We start from the raw sequence: 16,416 nt of genomic DNA, 5'->3' as shown, positions 1-16,416 counted from the left end.
TTAATACTGCTTATTATTTGTAACATTCTTTTTTCACCCTTGGTATAATACTAAATCTCCAAAGTTTTACGACATCTTAATATCATGTTCCCCCTCCGGGGGAGCTACGCTAACGGACGGGTCAGTTATAAATAACATTTAAGAACTGACAGTACCGAAGAAATGCTAAAATTATCTTGAGTTTTCTCCTTTTTTTCCTTCTGCCCTCTGCCTCCTGCCTTCTGCCTTCATTTAGAATAAATTTTTATCTTTGCCAAAGTCGTCGCAAAGCAGAACCCACTACATCCGAATAACGTAATTCTCCAGACAAAATTTTTGTCATAATAGTAGTAGCACGAGGTCGCTTCACCCCTACTTGATAACCAATATGTGAAAAATGAGAAAATCCTTGGGCTAAACGTTGTGCCCAAACCATATCTTTACCCCATTCTTCATTAATTATTTGAGTGTATTTTTCTAAAGCAAATAAATCCCCATTTAGAGAATTATGAATTGCTGTTGCTGCTTTAATACCTGTAAATATAGAAGGGCGAATTCCTTCAGCAGTAAAGGGGTCAACAATACAAGCTGCTTCTCCTGCTAAAACTGCATTTTGTGTATGTAATTTTTGATTCCCATTCCATAAACATAAAGGATGACCAAACTTCTGAATATTTTGAATATCTACCTCAAACATTGTGGCATATTCTGTTAATAAAGCTGCAAAATTTTGACCATGTTTTCGCCAAAATGTACCGACTCCTATTGAGTATCCATCAGCTTTAGGAAAATTCCAAACATAGCCATTATTTAACATTCCAAACTCAAAATAAGCACTATCAATTTGCTGATTTTCAACTGGTACTTCTATTTCCATCGCACCACCTGAAAAGCGTTTACGATTGTTAAAACCCAACCATTTTGCCATGGAACCTTTAGCTCCATCCGCAGCAATTAAATAACGACCAATAAATGATTGATTATTGGTATTAACTTGCCAGTTGTTGTTCTTAAATTCTATGCCTATAACTTTAGTTTTATCTCTAATTTATGCTCCCTGTTTTTTCGCTTGCTGAACGATAAAATAATCAAAAACTTCTCGACGTACCATCCAAATTGGTTCTTGATTTTTAAGGTTAACTTCTACTAAATCGCCTTTTTTCCAAGTATAACGAATGGAATTTATTTTCAGAGAAATAGCTGGTGTAAAATCAAAATCAAACCACTGTTGAACAATGGGAGAAACTCCACCTCCACAGGGTTTATATCGAGGTAAAGATTCTTTTTCTAAGACTAATACAGAACGTCCGTTTTTTGCTAGATGATATGCGGCACTTGCTCCTGCTGGTCCGGAGCCAACTATGATACAATCAAACATACACTGTTTTCCGTTGTTATGAGGTACAAAATTTTAGGTTTGAGGGAACAGGGAACAGCGGTGCGACCCCGCGTCGGCGTCAGACGCAAGCGGTCAGACCCCGCGACGACGCCAGCTCGCTTGCGGAATGCTGACCANAAATTAACCATTGATAGAAGGAGCTTCTACAGCAGCCAAATCTAGAGGGAAGTTGTGAGCATTACGCTCGTGCATTACTTCCATTCCTAAGTTAGCCCGGTTAATGATGTCTGCCCAAGTATTTACCACACGACCACTAGAATCGATGATCGACTGGTTGAAGTTGAAACCATTCAAGTTGAAGGCCATTGTGGACACACCTAATGCTGTGAACCAAATTCCTACTACTGGCCATGCTCCTAAGAAGAAGTGTAAGGAACGGCTGTTGTTGAATGATGCATATTGGAAGATTAAACGACCGAAGTAGCCGTGAGCTGCTACGATGTTATAAGTTTCTTCTTCTTGACCGAACTTGTAACCATAGTTCTGAGACTCAGTTTCTGTTGTCTCACGTACTAAGCTGGATGTTACCAAAGAACCGTGCATTGCACTGAACAATGAACCACCGAATACACCTGCTACACCTAACATGTGGAATGGGTGCATTAAGATGTTGTGCTCTGCTTGGAATACCAACATGAAGTTGAATGTTCCAGAGATTCCTAAAGGCATTCCATCAGAGAAGCTTCCTTGTCCGATGGGATAGATTAAGAATACTGCTGTTGCTGCTGCTACTGGAGCAGAGTATGCAACACAGATCCAAGGACGCATACCTAAGCGGTAGGATAATTCCCACTCACGACCCATGTAGCAGAATACGCCAATGAGGAAGTGGAAGATTACTAGCTGGTATGGGCCACCGTTGTATAGCCACTCATCCAAACTTGCTGCTTCCCAGATAGGGTAGAAGTGTAGACCGATAGCGTTGGAGGAAGGTACTACTGCACCGGAAATGATGTTGTTTCCGAACATTAAGGAACCAGCGACGGGTTCGCGGATACCATCAATGTCTACTGGAGGAGCTGCTACAAATGCGATGATGTAGCAGATAGTAGCTGTGAGAAGGGTGGGGATCATTAATACACCGAACCAACCGATGTATAAACGATTGTCTGTGCTGGTGATCCAGCTACAGAACTTTTCCCATACGTTGGCGTTTTCACGCTGTTGTAAGGTAGTTGTCATGTCATAGTTAATTACAGATAATTTTTAAGATAATTAATTATATATATTATATTGATTCTGGAAATTGTGGTAAGTTAATTTTATCTATAACTTATCTGTGCCTACCCTCATAGCAGCTATAGAACGACAAAATATCAACCTAATATGTATGTTATGTATTCTCTGGTTGTAAATTTATAAATTGTTATTAAATTTTGGAGCAATATCATGGAAACTTTTCAGAAAATAATATCTGTCCTAGCTTTTTTATCCATAGGATTTTCTCTCGCAGAAGTCTACTTAACAATGAATCCAATCTGGAAGCGAAAACATGAGCGTGTAGTTGCAGAAAGTCAATCTGTTACTGGCAATCTACTTTCTTTAAATATTGGAACTATTTTTGCATTTAACTCTCTTCTCTCTGGAGAATATGTAAGTTTTATAGACAACATATTATTTAATGGTTTGGCATTTTTCTATATTCTTGCAGGAATGTCATTATGAGTACCTGGATCAAGAAAAAAAGGATTCTGGACTTTAATCAAAGAAACCCTTAATTTAGAAAGAAAAGAAGCTGGGGATTTAGCTAAGTCATTTTTCAAACCTTCGGGAGCAAAAAAAATCATCAATATTTTAAGTCAACTAGCTATGATTAATGAAGTAATTGACCCCAGAGAAAAAGAGTTTATTCAATCATTTGCTGACCACTGGGATATTAATTTATCCTGGGAAAATTAACTACAAATCTAAGTGCAGGTGGTTATATAAAATTGATAAATTTACGTCAGGATGTCACTGATTATTTGGCAACTTATCCACCACAGAAACAAGTATCAGAATGAAAAGATATTATCATGTTACCAATAATAAGCGTGATTAAAAGACTTTAAATGAGATGTCTAATAGACGTCTCCGATAATAAAAAATTCAATTAATTATCACACATAAATTATCAATTATTTCCCCCTACTGCCTACTCCCTACTTCCTACTCCCTCTATAATTTTGAAATATTTGACTAAAGAGTAGAAACCGATATGATTAAAAACCAAAAAAATCATTAAACAGTCGGTATTGCAGCAATTGGTTATTATATTCCTTCAGGAGTTATGACTAGCGAAGCGATCGCTAAACTAGCAGATATTCCTCTGTGGGTTTTGACAGAAAAAATAGGCATGGAAAAAAAATCAATTGCTGCGGAAGACGAACATCCTAGTGATATGGGAATAAAAGCAGCAATATCGGCTATAAATAAAGCCCAAATTCAACCAGAAGAAATAGATTTAATTGCTTATTGTGGTGTGGGAGATTACGATTACAGATTTTGGTCTCCCGCAGCTAAAATACAAGGTATTATTGGTGCTGAAAATGCTCATGCTTTTGAAGTTAGAAATTTTTGCAACAGTGGCAATTTAGGCATTCATATTTGCCGGAATATGTTGTTGGCAGATTCGAGCTTAAATTATGCTTTAGTTGTTTGTAGCGATAAATTATCCCAGTTGCTTAATTACTCGGATAAAAATATAAACTCCATACTTTTTTTCGCCGACGGTGCCGCCGCCGCGCTGTTAAAAAAAGGAGAGTCTAGTAACAAAATTCTCTCATATCATGGCATGACTGATGGGAAATTAGCTGATTTTATTCGAGTACCTTTGGGCGGTACTAAGTTACCTGTAAAAGATGAAAATATTGATTTAGAGCTTAATTATGTCAAAGTAGAAGACCGTGAAAAATTAGACGAAATTTTATCATATATTTATTTAAAAAACTATAAAAAAGTTATAATAGCTGCATTACAAAAAAATGGATTTTCCATAGAAGAAATAGATTTTTTATTTACTAATCAAATCAAAAAAAGTTTATTATCATCAATTTTTGAATCTCTGAAATTAAGCAAAAAAAATACATTTATCTCTTTAAAAGAAAGCGGTCATTTAGGAGCAACAGATACTTTATTTGGTTTGGCTAAAACTATAGAATCAGAGAAAATAAAGCCTGGTAATTTAGTAGTTTTAGCCAGTAGCGCTGCTGGGTTTTCTTGGGGAGCAACTGTGATTAAATATTAAGTAAGCATTCAGCTATCAGCTATTGCTTTTAGTTTATCGAATAATTAATAATTATTAATTAAATAATTCAGCTTACTCTGCCGACTCTTTCAAGGGGAAAAAAGTGGTCGAGGGATGGATGGGTTTCCTAACCATATCAATTATTGCACCCTTATTCATTAATTCTTTCCCCTACTCTCTCTTTTGGTGAAGATGTCTAATAGACATCTCCAATAATAAAAAATAAAATCAACTATCGTACAGAAATTATCAATTCTTTCCCCCTACTCCCTACTCCCTACTCCCTCTTTTCTGGAGATGTCTAATAGCTATAACTAGGGCTTGCTGATTAAATATCAAAGCATTGACTGATATTGGTTGAGCACATTTTTGGTCTAAAAAAGTACCAGCTTTTCAGCGGAAGAAGCTCATGCATTCTAGTATTTTGGGATGATTATGGCAGAAAAATCAAGGGATAATTTTTCCGACTACCTCCTCTATACTTCCCCGTTCCTCCTGTCTCCTGTCTCCTGTCTCCTGTCTCCTACCCCTACTAAAAGACTTTTGAGCGCAAACCCTAACTATCAAAGAAGCGATCGCTAGACGGCAAACACAACACATAACTTACGGTTTGCCACAATGGCGGCGATCGTCCAAGGAGCGTAAATTAGAAAGAGTAAAGGAGGAAAATTATAAAAGTTCCTCAAAGTCCAATATTCCTTGATGTTCGGTAAACACGCCTTCATGGAATCGTCTAAATAATCGCAGTATAGATATAAGTAACTTAATCTTAAAGACTGTATAAAAAATGGACAGGCCCTGGACTAAATCCAGAAGGCTTAAATATTAGTCCTTAAGTCAACCGAAAAAAACAAAAACTAAGGTTGACAAAAAGTAAAAAATTTTGTAGTAATTTGGAGCAAAAAAACTCTTATGGCAAAAGTAGTCGGAATTGACTTAGGTACAACAAACTCCTGTGTTGCAGTTATGGAAGGTGGTAAACCCACAGTAATTGCTAATGCAGAAGGTTTCCGTACAACCCCTTCTGTAGTTGCCTACGGTAAAAAAGGAGAGCAACTCGTAGGGCAAATCGCCAAACGTCAAGCTGTGATGAACACCCAAAACACCTTTTACTCAGTAAAGAGGTTCATTGGGCGTAGATTTGATGAAGTAACCAATGAAACTACTGAAGTTTCTTATAAAGTTCTCAATGTTAATGGTAACGTTAAATTAGATTGCCCAGCATTAGAAAAACAATTTGCCCCCGAAGAAATTTCAGCCCAGGTTCTGCGTAAACTGGTTGATGATGCTAGTAAATATCTTAACGAAACAGTAACACAAGCAGTAATTACCGTACCAGCTTATTTCAATGACTCCCAAAGACAGGCAACCAAAGATGCAGGTAGAATCGCTGGTGTAGAAGTATTGCGGATCATTAACGAACCTACCGCAGCTTCTCTAGCTTATGGGTTAGATAAGAAAAGTAACGAAACTATCTTAGTATTTGACCTTGGTGGTGGTACATTTGACGTTTCTATCCTAGAAGTAGGTGATGGTGTATTTGAAGTATTAGCTACTTCCGGTGATACACACCTTGGTGGTGACGACTTTGATAAGAAAATTGTTGATTTCCTCGCTAAGGAATTTGAAAAAGCAGAAGGAATAGACCTACGGAAAGATAAGCAAGCACTGCAACGTTTAACAGAAGCAGCAGAAAAAGCTAAGATTGAACTTTCTAGCGTTACCCAGACAGAGATTAACCTGCCATTTATTACCGCTACCCAAGATGGACCTAAGCACTTAGATACCACCTTAACTAGAGGTAAATTTGAAGAACTCTGTGCTGACCTGATCGACCGCTGTCGCATTCCTGTAGAAAACGCCATTAGAGATGCTAAGTTAGATAAAAGTTCTATTGATGAAGTAGTATTAGTTGGTGGATCTACTCGGATTCCCGCAGTCCATGATATTGTTAAGAAAGTCCTCGGCAAAGATCCAAACCAAAGCGTTAACCCTGATGAAGTGGTAGCTGTTGGTGCTGCAATTCAAGCAGGTGTGTTAGCAGGTGAAGTTAAAGACATTCTCTTGTTAGATGTTACTCCTCTATCTCTGGGTGTAGAAACCTTGGGAGGCGTAATGACCAAAATTATTCCTCGTAACACTACTATCCCTACCAAAAAGTCAGAAGTGTTCTCAACTGCTGTAGATGGTCAGACAAACGTAGAAATTCATGTACTGCAGGGGGAGCGGGAAATGTCTAACGACAACAAGAGTTTAGGAACTTTCCGCTTAGATGGTATCCCCGCAGCACCTCGTGGCGTACCTCAAATTGAAGTTACCTTCGATATTGATGCTAATGGTATTCTGAATGTAGCTGCGAAGGATAAAGGTACTGGTAAGGAACAGTCTATCAGTATTACAGGTGCTTCCACTCTACCAGATACTGAAGTTGAGCGGATGGTGAAAGAAGCAGAAGCTAATGCTGCTGCTGACCAAGAACGTCGTGAAAAAATTGACCGTAAAAACCAAGCAGACTCTTTAGCATATCAAGCTGAGAAGCAAATTCAGGAGTTGGGAGATAAAGTTCCTGAAGCTGATAAGACTAAGATTGAAGGGTTGGTTAAAGATTTGCGTGATGCTATTTCTCAAGAAGATGACGAACGTATTCAGTCTCTAACTACTGAGTTGCAACAAGCTCTGTATACTGTGAGCAGCAATATTTATCAACAAGGTTCTCCTGATGGAGCAACTCCTCCTAATGGTGATGGTGCTGCTGAGTCTTCCTCAAGTTCTGCTGGTGGAGATGATGTAATTGATGCTGACTTTACTGAAACTAAAAAGTAAGTAGTCTCAGCGTTGCTGAAGGAGTCAGGAGTCAGGAGTCAGGAGTCAGGAGGGAAGAAAGAAGAAGTAAATGAGGAGTATGCTCCCCCTCTGAATCCGGACATGATATCGTACCTCAAATCAGCAACGCTGTAGTCTTTAAGCATAAAGTGTAAGTTCAGTAGGGTGTGGGTGATGTGACACCCTACTGAACTTACACATTTATTGAATTTTACTCACATAACTTCCAATGGCAAAACCATCTCCCACTACCTCTGGCGATCGCCCTCAAGCAGCTAAGGTTAGACAACTGCGTAAAATTAGCGATTTACTTGATAATGCTGTTCGCGTTCCTGGTACTTCTTATGGCGTTGGTATTGACCCACTTCTAGGATTGATTCCTGGGGGTGGTGATTTTTTAGGAGGACTTATTTCTGTTTATATTGTATTTTCAGCAGCAATGATGGGTTTGCCACGGGAAACTCTGATGCGAATGGCGTCTAATATTGTATTTGATTCTTTGGCAGGAATTGTGCCTGTTTTTGGAGATTTGTTTGATGTTGCTTGGAAGGCAAATTCTAAAAATATGGATATTTTGGAGGCTCATTTAGAGTCTCCTAAAGTTAGTAAAAGTGCTGATCGCGGGTTTGTTTTTTTGCTGTTGGGCGGTTTAATTTTATTTGTTATTGTTATTGCTACTTTGGGGTTTTTAGTTATTAGTTTATTTGTGCATATTTTACAGTTTATTGTGTCAGGTTAGGTTGAGAAAAATGGTTATAAAAATTGCACTTTTTAACCATAAAGGTGGAGTTAGTAAAACAACTCAAATAACCACCCCAATATTGAGGTGGTTATTAACTATTGTAAAAACGAGATTAGCAAGTGTTATTTATATTAGCGTTTAACTTAACCTTGCCCTAACTATAATTTAATTATTACAGACTTATACATCATAAATCAAGAGGACTATTGCTATAACCCAAAAAAATTATATTTCCAATCACAAACTTTTTCTTCCCTTCTTCCTTCTTCCCTCTTCCTTCTTCCTTCTGCTATATCAATTAGTCTGAAAAATATTTTGTACCATTTTCTTATCTGTACTCGCCGCAGCATTATCCAGTTCCGCAACTTCACCAGAATCTAATTCCCAACCTAATGCACCAATATTTTGTTCTGCTTGTGCTATATTTTTTGCCCCCGGAATAGGAATTGCACCTTTACAAATACACCAGTTAATTGCTACTTGCGACATAGTTTTATTTCTTGACTTTGCTATTGCTTCCAAACATGATAATAGGGGGCGAACTCCTGGTAATATTTGCTTAAATAAAAAACCTCGAATACCTTGAGGAACAGAACCGTTTTCTGAATATTTTCCTGTTAATATTCCCAATGCTAAAGGACTATATGCAATTAATTTAATTCCCAATTCATCACAGATTTCTTTTACTCCTAATTCTGTCACAGGATAGGTTGATAATAGAGAATATTGAACCTGTAGAGTATTTATCGGAATATGGCGATCGCGAAATCTTTCATACACTTTCATTAACCGTTTGGGCCCATAGTTCGATAGTCCCACACCTTTTACCTTACCTTGTTCGTATAAGTCAGCCAAACCATCTAAAAGTCCCCATTCTTGCCAGGGTAAATAATTTGCTGTAGACCAGTGCATCTGCACCAAATCGACATTTTTTCCGAGGCGTTGGGCCGATGCTTCGCCAGCAGAAATCATTGCTTGACGACCCCAGCGCCAGGGATAAGCAGCAAGTTTTGTGGCAATGCAAATATTCTCTTGATTTGCCCCCGTATATGCTTGGGAAAACTGCCCCAATAGCATTTCACTGCGTCCGTTTAATTTGCCTGTACCGTAGGAGTCTCCTGTATCAAATAAAGTCACACCATTAGCAACACAAAGATTGAAGACATTTTGCAACTCATTATCCATACTTTCATCATATCCCCACAGGAGGCGGTTGCCCCATGCCCATGTACCACAGCCCATTTTTGGTAGGATAAGTTTTTCTTTAGTTTGCATCCTGACTCTTTCTCAATATTAGACATCTATATATTTTCTCACTATAGCGCTACGCGCCAGGGAATAGGGAATAGGGAACAGGGAATAGCAAACTGTAATATCATGTCCGGTTGAACAGTTATAAATAAACGACTAAGGAGTCAGGAGACAGGAGACAGGAGACAGGAGGGTAGAAAGAACACAGAAGAAGGAGAAAGTTTTTTTATCACTAATTATCCGGACATGATGTTATATCATGTCCGGTTGAATACTTATAAATAACTGTTGTGAGGAGTCAGGAGTCAGGAGTCAGGAGTCAGGAGGAAAGAAAGGGGAAAAAGAGGAAATATTGGAGAAAAGTCAAGATAATTTCAGTATTTATTTGGTACTGTCGGTATTGTCAGTCCTTAATTTTATTTATAACTGATTATCCGGACATGATATAATGCACCATTTAAGGTGTGTCAGTCCACTATGAGACTACTAAACGAAAACCAATATGAGTGGTTCCCGTATCAGGAGCTTGAGACTCTCTGGCAGCAGGTCGATAACGACTACAATAATTTTTAGCACACAGGTAAGAACCACCTTTGATCACGTGCAATGCTCCTTCCTGGGGTTTGATGGGATCGAAACTGGCGGTTTTGTCAGGTCCGACGGGGTTTAAACTATGGTCTTTGCCAGAATGTCCGACTTGATACCAATCTGAGGTCAGTTCCCAAACGTTTCCGGTCATTTCATAAAGTCCGTAACCGTTGGGGGGAAAAGATTCTACTGGTGCAGTTCCTAAATAATTATCTTCTTTGGTATTGAAAAAGGGAAACATCCCTTGCCAGGTATTCGCTTTCTTGGCAGAATATTGATTTCCCCAAGTGAATTCTTGCTCTTCAAGACCACCCCGCGCTGCATATTCCCATTGAGCTTCTGTGGGAAGAGATTTACCCGCCCAATTAGCATAAGCAACTGCATCCTCATAAGCGATGTGAACCACAGGATAATTATCTTTCCCTCTGATGTTGCTCTTTGGACCGTAGGGATGTTGCCAATTAGCACCCACTGTCCAATGCCACCAGCTTAAATAAGCAACTTGTTGAATACCTTCGGAGGGAGGTTGAAATACGAGGGAACCAGGTTGTCGTTGCTTGTCGGTTAGATTGGGAAATTGTGATTTTGAGAGGGGGCGTTCGGCAATGGTTTTATAGCCTGTTGCTTTGACAAATTTACGGAATTCTGCGTTGGTGATTTCGTGGCGATCGATGCAAAAACTATCTACAGTGACGTCACTTGCAGAAACTTCTGATGGATAATGAGAATCCGATCCCATTGTAAAATTTCCTCCAGGAATAAATACCATTCCTTCAGGACAACTATTATCTGTAGAGGATGCTTGTGCTGTTTTGGAGAAAGGGAAAATCAGGGATATTGTTAGGAAACAGAGAATAAGTGATTGATGCCAAAAAGTTTTCATAAAATGATTGAGACTTGGATAATATAAGGTCTTAATTTAATTTGTTTAGGACTTACGCAGAAACCGGGTTTATCAAGGAAGCTTGGTGGTTTGAGAGACAATAATCAAGCAATAAACCCGGTTTCTTGGTTTGTTTGCCTAATATAAAATCCGGATAATTACTATATCCAAGTCATTGCGACTGGAACGGAGTGGAAGGAAGCAATCTCCGTGCATCCCTGAGATTGCTTCCTATCGTCGCAATGACGATTATTAAACCGGATTCTGTATAAGTCCTGTTGTTATCAGGTGAGCATTGCTCACCCGACTGACGACTTACTCAAACTTAGTTACACACTGGAGGTGTTCTTGCTGGAATTGGATCAAAAATAGTATTGAAATCGTCTTTCATACTAGCCACGATCCAATTTTCATGATTTTGGGCGTAGTCGAGAGATTCATTATCAGGAACTTCTAAACCATCATCATCTATATGTGTGCTTCCAGGTACGTCATTGTATTTATATTCTCGTTCGCAATCATCATGATTAATGAGAACGATTAAGGAATTTCCTACCCCAGCATCTGTATATTTAAACATTTCAAAATCACCACTAGAGTTACCCACTGCAATGATAGGTTGTTTGCCAATGAAAAGTTCAATTCCTACTGGTTTGCCTTCTTGATCGTCATAGTGAGCTAACCCTAATTGACGAACTAAACTTCCTCCAGGTGCATCAGTTGTATTAGACTCATCATAGAATGTCTTAATAGCTGAACCGATCACTTCTTCAGAGGGAATACCATAAGCTTCATCAGAAAAGGAACGAACAAAATAAATGCCACCTCCAGAACAAATATAGACTTTAAAATCATTCTCTTTGAGGTAGTTAACCAATTGAATGACAGGTTTGTAAGTCAGGTTAATATATTGAGTATCAAACCGTTGATAACCTCCCTCATCGTTAGAAGTAATATCACTCTGAATTGTATCGAGAAAACTTCTAGCTAGGGAGTTATATTCACCTGTGGTCATTCCACTAACAACTGGGATTTCACTTAAAAAAGTTTTGCCTTCTTCTGAAATAGGATGTCCTCCAGTTTTATTGATTTTCTTTTGAGTCTTTTTAATCAGTCTACTGACTTTGCGTTCAGGTAATTCAGGCAATCTGTTTTTAATAAAATCTTCTTGGAAATAATGAGGTCTTTCAGCCCACAAAGTTCCGTCATTATCGAAAACAGCAATCCGATCTTTTACTGGAACACCAGTAATAACTTGGTCTACGAAGTCGGTGATTGCTTGTTTTGTAGGAGTGTCATTCCAACAATCTAATGTAGTAGAGTCATCCCCACAATTTAATGCTGCATAGGCAGGAAGACAGCCTAAAGTGCCTCCTAAACAAAAGATTGAGATCAGAACTGAAAGAAAAAATGAGATAGTTTTTCTGTTGATGTTGAGAAACTTCATAATTGATTTACACACCTTAAAAGTAGGTCGAATTGTTGTTAAGAGAAATAGGATGATCTATCTCAACAATTGTCTTTAAAAGATCCTCCTAAATTCTCAGGACTTACGCAAAACAACGTGCTTCTGTCATTGCGAGCTACAGCGAAGCAATCTCAAGCGCCGAAACTGTGTTCCTTATGCGTAAGTCCTGTTCTATTTGTGTTTACACTGTATTGTAATCAGGGAATTAAGATCGCGGTCAATTTTAATTCCCTGGAAAATCATTGATTAGAATTGAAACCAATTTTAGAGGCAGTATTTTTTCGCCAAAACTGAGCAGCAATAGATACTACCTGTTGCCTAATTTTTGATTTAATCCCAACCGTTATCAACGACAGACTCAATAATCTTTCTTAACCCTGTAATAAAAGGAAACTCCTTTTGTAGTCTGTCTATCTGAATTTCTTGAACTACCCCATCTACTACCTGATTAATGGTGAAAGAAGCAGGTCTTTGGCGAGGAGGATATTTAACAAAGCTATTGAGAAACGCACTGACAGATGTGGTAATAGGACCAAGTAAGAAAGTTCGGCGGAACCTCCAGTCAGGGTAATTCTCTGACTCGTGGGGTGTTTTCTCAAAGGGATCGCGTCGCAAGTTCAACAACAGAGGAACTCTCAAATTAACATAAGGTTCTTCCCAAACATCAAAACCTTCTGCACGCTGTTCACTAAATATCACTTTCCAGTCATTATAACGGACTGCCGATGGATAACCATCATCAGTGAAATAGACATACTGATAACGAGGTGGACAATAGTTAGGAAGACGACCCAATACACCCAACACACCAGGGGTAGAAGGACAAATTTCCTGCCGTTTTAGGTCGTTTCCTGAATCTCCGAGAGACTCTAAGTAAGGTAAGAAGTTGTATCCATCTAAATGAACATCATATTGTTCATATTCGGGATATTGTGCATTTATTTTCCGTTTATCGTCATCTGCCAGAAGTTGTCTGTCAATATTTTCAACACCAGCCGCAGCCATGAGGGTTGGTACCCAGTCAATGTGAGACATAATTTCATTGGAAACTACACCTGCGGGCAAGTGATCTTTCCAACGGATCATAGCAGGTACACGGAAACCTCCTTCCCAATTAGTATTCTTTTCACTATAGAAAGGTGTTGTACCACCATCTGGCCAACCAAATACTTCTGCACCGTTGTCGGTTGTGTAGATGATAATCGTGTTTTCATCTAAACCTTGCCGTTTAATAAACCGGAGAAGTTGACCCACTTGTTTATCATGTTCTACCATTCCATCTGCATAGATTCCTTGTCCAGTCACTCCCTGAGACCTATCTTTTAGGTGGGTAAAGACGTGCATCCGAGTGGTATTAAACCAAGCAAAAAACGGCTCATTTGCTTCCTTAGCTTCTGCAATGAACTCTTTTGTCTTATTTAAGACTTCTTTATCGATGGTTTCCATCCGCTTTTTGGTGAGGAGACCAGTCTCACAGACTACTTGCTCTCCAGTATCTTCAGTGACCGGGGCAGGCACTTCGCCTTTGCTTGGATCGCATTCATAAGAATTTAGGCCAGCAAAACTGTGGAGTACCCCTCTGGGTCGAAACTGATCGAATATTATAGATTCCCCTTCGGGTAGATAGTCTTCGTTTTCGGGTTCCTCTTCAGCGTTGAGGTGATAGAGGTTGCCGTAAAATTCGTCAAATCCGTGGACAGTAGGTAAATATTGGTCTAAATCACCAAGATGGTTTTTCCCGAATTGACCAGTACGGTAGCCTAGGGGTTTGAGTAACTCTGCTAGGGTGGGGTCTTCCTTTTGTAAACCTATATTTATACCAGGTAGTCCTACCTTAGTCATTCCAGTACGGATAGAAGCTTGACCGGTGATAAAGGCAGCACGACCAGCAGTACAGCTATTTTCTCCATAGAAATCAGTGAACATGATTCCTTCTTTGGCCAGGCCGTCGAGATGGGGGGTTTGATAACCCATAATGCCGTTGTTGTAGGCACTAATGTTAAACCAACCGATGTCATCACCCATTATCACTAAGATATTGGGTTTGGTCGTGGTTTCTTGAGCCAAAGCTGGGGCTGTTGGGAGCCAAGGTAATATCCCTGACACCACAAGCAATAGGGACATCGCCATAGCGACACCCTTTTTCATAATTCGTTGCACGAAAATAATCTCCTTAATTAATTTTCATATAGCTTCAAAAGCCGATCTCACACTTAAACAGGAACCAAAAGCCGTAATTAAACAAATTTGATGGCGATTGGTTATTCCGTGAGATGGACTTTAGAGTTCTGAGCAAGCGATCAGAACTTTATCGCGTTGACTTATTGGACACCCTTAAATTCATCAATCGAATTAAGATGGGTCATACCCACTCCGTACCATAACGGAGTAATCCGAAGACTTGAAGGTTATCTTAGTGGTAATCTATCTCTTTGAATAACCGAAAATTCTCATTTTTTGAGATATAAAAATCAATAATATAAGAAAAAAAAAAAATAAGCTTTACTTATTAATTATTTGATTGTTTTCTATTAATGAACTGTTGCAAAAAGGACTGTGTTGATGGATATAAACAAGAATAAAATTACCCAAATTAAAGACGATCCTGGAACAAGCAATCTGAAGATTGTCTCCAAATACTTTAGAGATATAGATGTTTTCAAAGAGTGTGCTGCCTATCATGGGCGGGAAGTAATACAACTTAGGCCTGGTTCTCTTCAAGTTGGTTTTTTGCCAATTCAGATTGGTGATATGTATTTCATATATACTCAGGTAAATCAAAAAATTCAAGCTTTTGGTGAGAAATTGAAAGAATACTGGTCTTTTGCTATGGTCTGGTTTGAGAATGAAGGGGAATATTACACCTTCCATCACCTCATCAAGCCTCAAACAACTCTTTTTGGTTTCAATGAGCCAATTGATTTCGTAATGCCTCAAGGTGGAGCGATAATAGAGATTTGTATCCCTTTGAAAACTTTTCAGACTTACGCATATAAACTACAACGTCACGATCTAGACGATAATTTTCGGCGTAAAAATCATGTAAATTTGCTACCAACTAGGATGAAAGAAATTAAAGATTACCTCAAACAACTATTTTGGTTAGCAGTACACAAACCAAATTGGTTACAAAAACCTCATATCGAGAAACTCGTTGCTGATGATTTCGTTCCTTTGTTAATTAGTCAGATTCCTATCAAGTTGAATTCTAAGTGTTTTCTTAAACCTTCTCGAAGAGGAAAGTTGATTGCCCAAGCAGAGCAACAAATCTTAGCTAACTTAGAAACACCCCTCACCTTAAAACAGCTAGCAGAAAATTTAGGGTCTAGCAGTGCTACCTTATCTCGTGGTTTTCAGGAGTTATTTGGCATGAGTCCGATGCGCTATCTCAAGGTGCGACGACTCAATGCAGTGCGACAACACCTGAAAGCAAGCGATCCAGAAAGTTGTGTTATAGCTACCCTCGCGAGTCAATTTGGGTTCTATCATCAAAGTCATTTTACTAAAGATTACAAAGCCATGTTTGGGGAGTTGCCTTCAGAGACGTTGGGAAAGAAGACATAGAGAGTGAAAAATCAGGGGAGATGACAGTCGTCCGTTGTGTTACTTTAGCTAAACTTTTAAAGAAAAAATGTGATAGTTTTTCTGTTGATTTTGGGAAAGTTCATAATTAGACATCTCCTACAAAAGAGGGAACAGGGAACAGGGAACAGGGAACAGGGAACCCACCCCTCGCCCCTCCCCCTCCCAGGAGGGGAGTAATTGATAATTTATGGATAAGAATTGATTGTCTTTTTGATTTTTGGAGATGTCTATTTATTTACACACTAGGAAAATAGGTCGAATTATTGTTGAGAAAAGCTGTATAATACCAATTTGATAAATGTTTGCTACAAATAGTTAGGCTATTTCTTAGGAGTCAGGAGTCAGGAGTCAGAATTAATAGTTTCAATAGCAGTTTTGAGCTAATAAATTCTATTTTTTGTCAAAGGGAGACCTCCTGCATTTGTCTTTTTATCATGTTTATTATTGGTAACATTCTTTTTTCAAAACGGTA

Annotated in this window: 12 protein-coding genes and 1 pseudogene; 6 read left to right on the top strand and 7 right to left on the bottom strand. The window is 38.7% G+C overall.

Translation table 11 applies throughout. The features are described from left to right. Window positions 1-244 precede the first annotated feature (244 nt). Both F6K06_RS03160 and psbA read right to left on the bottom strand, forming a co-directional pair. A pseudogene (locus tag F6K06_RS03160) lies at window positions 245-1,357 on the bottom strand (geranylgeranyl reductase family protein). Between the two features lie 141 nt (window positions 1,358-1,498). Next, window positions 1,499-2,560, bottom strand: coding sequence for a photosystem II q(b) protein (gene psbA / locus F6K06_RS03155; RefSeq protein WP_124143731.1), 1,062 nt, complete (start codon window positions 2,558-2,560; stop codon window positions 1,499-1,501). Window positions 2,561-2,767: 207 nt separating this feature from the next. Between psbA and F6K06_RS03150 the strand changes: the two genes are divergently transcribed. Both F6K06_RS03150 and F6K06_RS03145 read left to right on the top strand, forming a co-directional pair. Next, entirely contained in the window at window positions 2,768-3,043 is a 276-nt protein-coding gene (locus F6K06_RS03150; RefSeq protein ID WP_124143656.1) for a hypothetical protein, read from the top strand. Between the two features lie 604 nt (window positions 3,044-3,647). Next, entirely contained in the window at window positions 3,648-4,604 is a 957-nt protein-coding gene (locus tag F6K06_RS03145) for a 3-oxoacyl-[acyl-carrier-protein] synthase III C-terminal domain-containing protein (protein ID WP_287240096.1), read from the top strand. Between the two features lie 447 nt (window positions 4,605-5,051). Here the strand turns inward: F6K06_RS03145 and F6K06_RS03140 are convergent, their stop codons facing one another. Then, on the bottom strand, window positions 5,052-5,204 hold the full coding sequence (locus tag F6K06_RS03140) for a hypothetical protein (RefSeq protein ID WP_161564364.1): 153 nt from the start codon (window positions 5,202-5,204) through the stop codon (window positions 5,052-5,054). Window positions 5,205-5,516: 312 nt separating this feature from the next. On the opposite strand from F6K06_RS03140, the gene dnaK reads away from it, so the two are divergent. From dnaK to F6K06_RS03125, 3 genes are all read left to right on the top strand, one after another. Beyond that, window positions 5,517-7,427 carry a molecular chaperone DnaK gene (dnaK, locus tag F6K06_RS03135; protein ID WP_124143658.1) on the top strand — a complete coding sequence of 637 codons (1,911 nt, stop codon included), beginning with the start codon at window positions 5,517-5,519 and terminating at the stop codon, window positions 7,425-7,427. Window positions 7,428-7,439: 12 nt separating this feature from the next. Next, window positions 7,440-7,562 (top strand): hypothetical protein, encoded by a 123-nt coding sequence (locus tag F6K06_RS03130; protein WP_287287734.1) that lies wholly within the window; start codon window positions 7,440-7,442, stop codon window positions 7,560-7,562. 94 nt (window positions 7,563-7,656) lie between these two features. Next, on the top strand, window positions 7,657-8,166 hold the full coding sequence (locus tag F6K06_RS03125) for a DUF4112 domain-containing protein (RefSeq protein WP_287240094.1): 510 nt from the start codon (window positions 7,657-7,659) through the stop codon (window positions 8,164-8,166). Between the two features lie 297 nt (window positions 8,167-8,463). Here F6K06_RS03125 and F6K06_RS03120 read toward each other — a convergent pair whose 3' ends face one another. The 4 genes from F6K06_RS03120 to F6K06_RS03105 all read right to left on the bottom strand — a co-directional run bounded on the left by F6K06_RS03120 (window position 8,464) and on the right by F6K06_RS03105 (window position 14,507). After that, window positions 8,464-9,444 (bottom strand): aldo/keto reductase, encoded by a 981-nt coding sequence (locus F6K06_RS03120; RefSeq protein ID WP_124143660.1) that lies wholly within the window; start codon window positions 9,442-9,444, stop codon window positions 8,464-8,466. A 451-nt stretch (window positions 9,445-9,895) separates the two neighbouring features. Further along, window positions 9,896-10,891, bottom strand: coding sequence for a formylglycine-generating enzyme family protein (locus F6K06_RS03115; protein ID WP_287240092.1), 996 nt, complete (start codon window positions 10,889-10,891; stop codon window positions 9,896-9,898). 325 nt (window positions 10,892-11,216) lie between these two features. Next, entirely contained in the window at window positions 11,217-12,338 is a 1,122-nt protein-coding gene (locus tag F6K06_RS03110) for an HAD family phosphatase (RefSeq protein WP_287240091.1), read from the bottom strand. A 351-nt stretch (window positions 12,339-12,689) separates the two neighbouring features. Next, entirely contained in the window at window positions 12,690-14,507 is a 1,818-nt protein-coding gene (locus F6K06_RS03105; protein ID WP_287240089.1) for an arylsulfatase, read from the bottom strand. A gap of 414 nt (window positions 14,508-14,921) precedes the next feature. Between F6K06_RS03105 and F6K06_RS03100 the strand changes: the two genes are divergently transcribed. Continuing rightward, on the top strand, window positions 14,922-15,923 hold the full coding sequence (locus F6K06_RS03100; protein ID WP_287240087.1) for an AraC family transcriptional regulator: 1,002 nt from the start codon (window positions 14,922-14,924) through the stop codon (window positions 15,921-15,923). Window positions 15,924-16,416 lie beyond the last annotated feature (493 nt).

This window comes from Okeania sp. SIO1H4 (assembly GCF_010672695.1).
In the GTDB taxonomy this organism is placed as follows: Bacteria; Cyanobacteriota; Cyanobacteriia; order Cyanobacteriales; family Microcoleaceae; genus Okeania; species Okeania hirsuta.
Note: the sequence above shows the minus strand (reverse complement) of the source record. Positions and strands in the feature narration are given on the sequence as shown.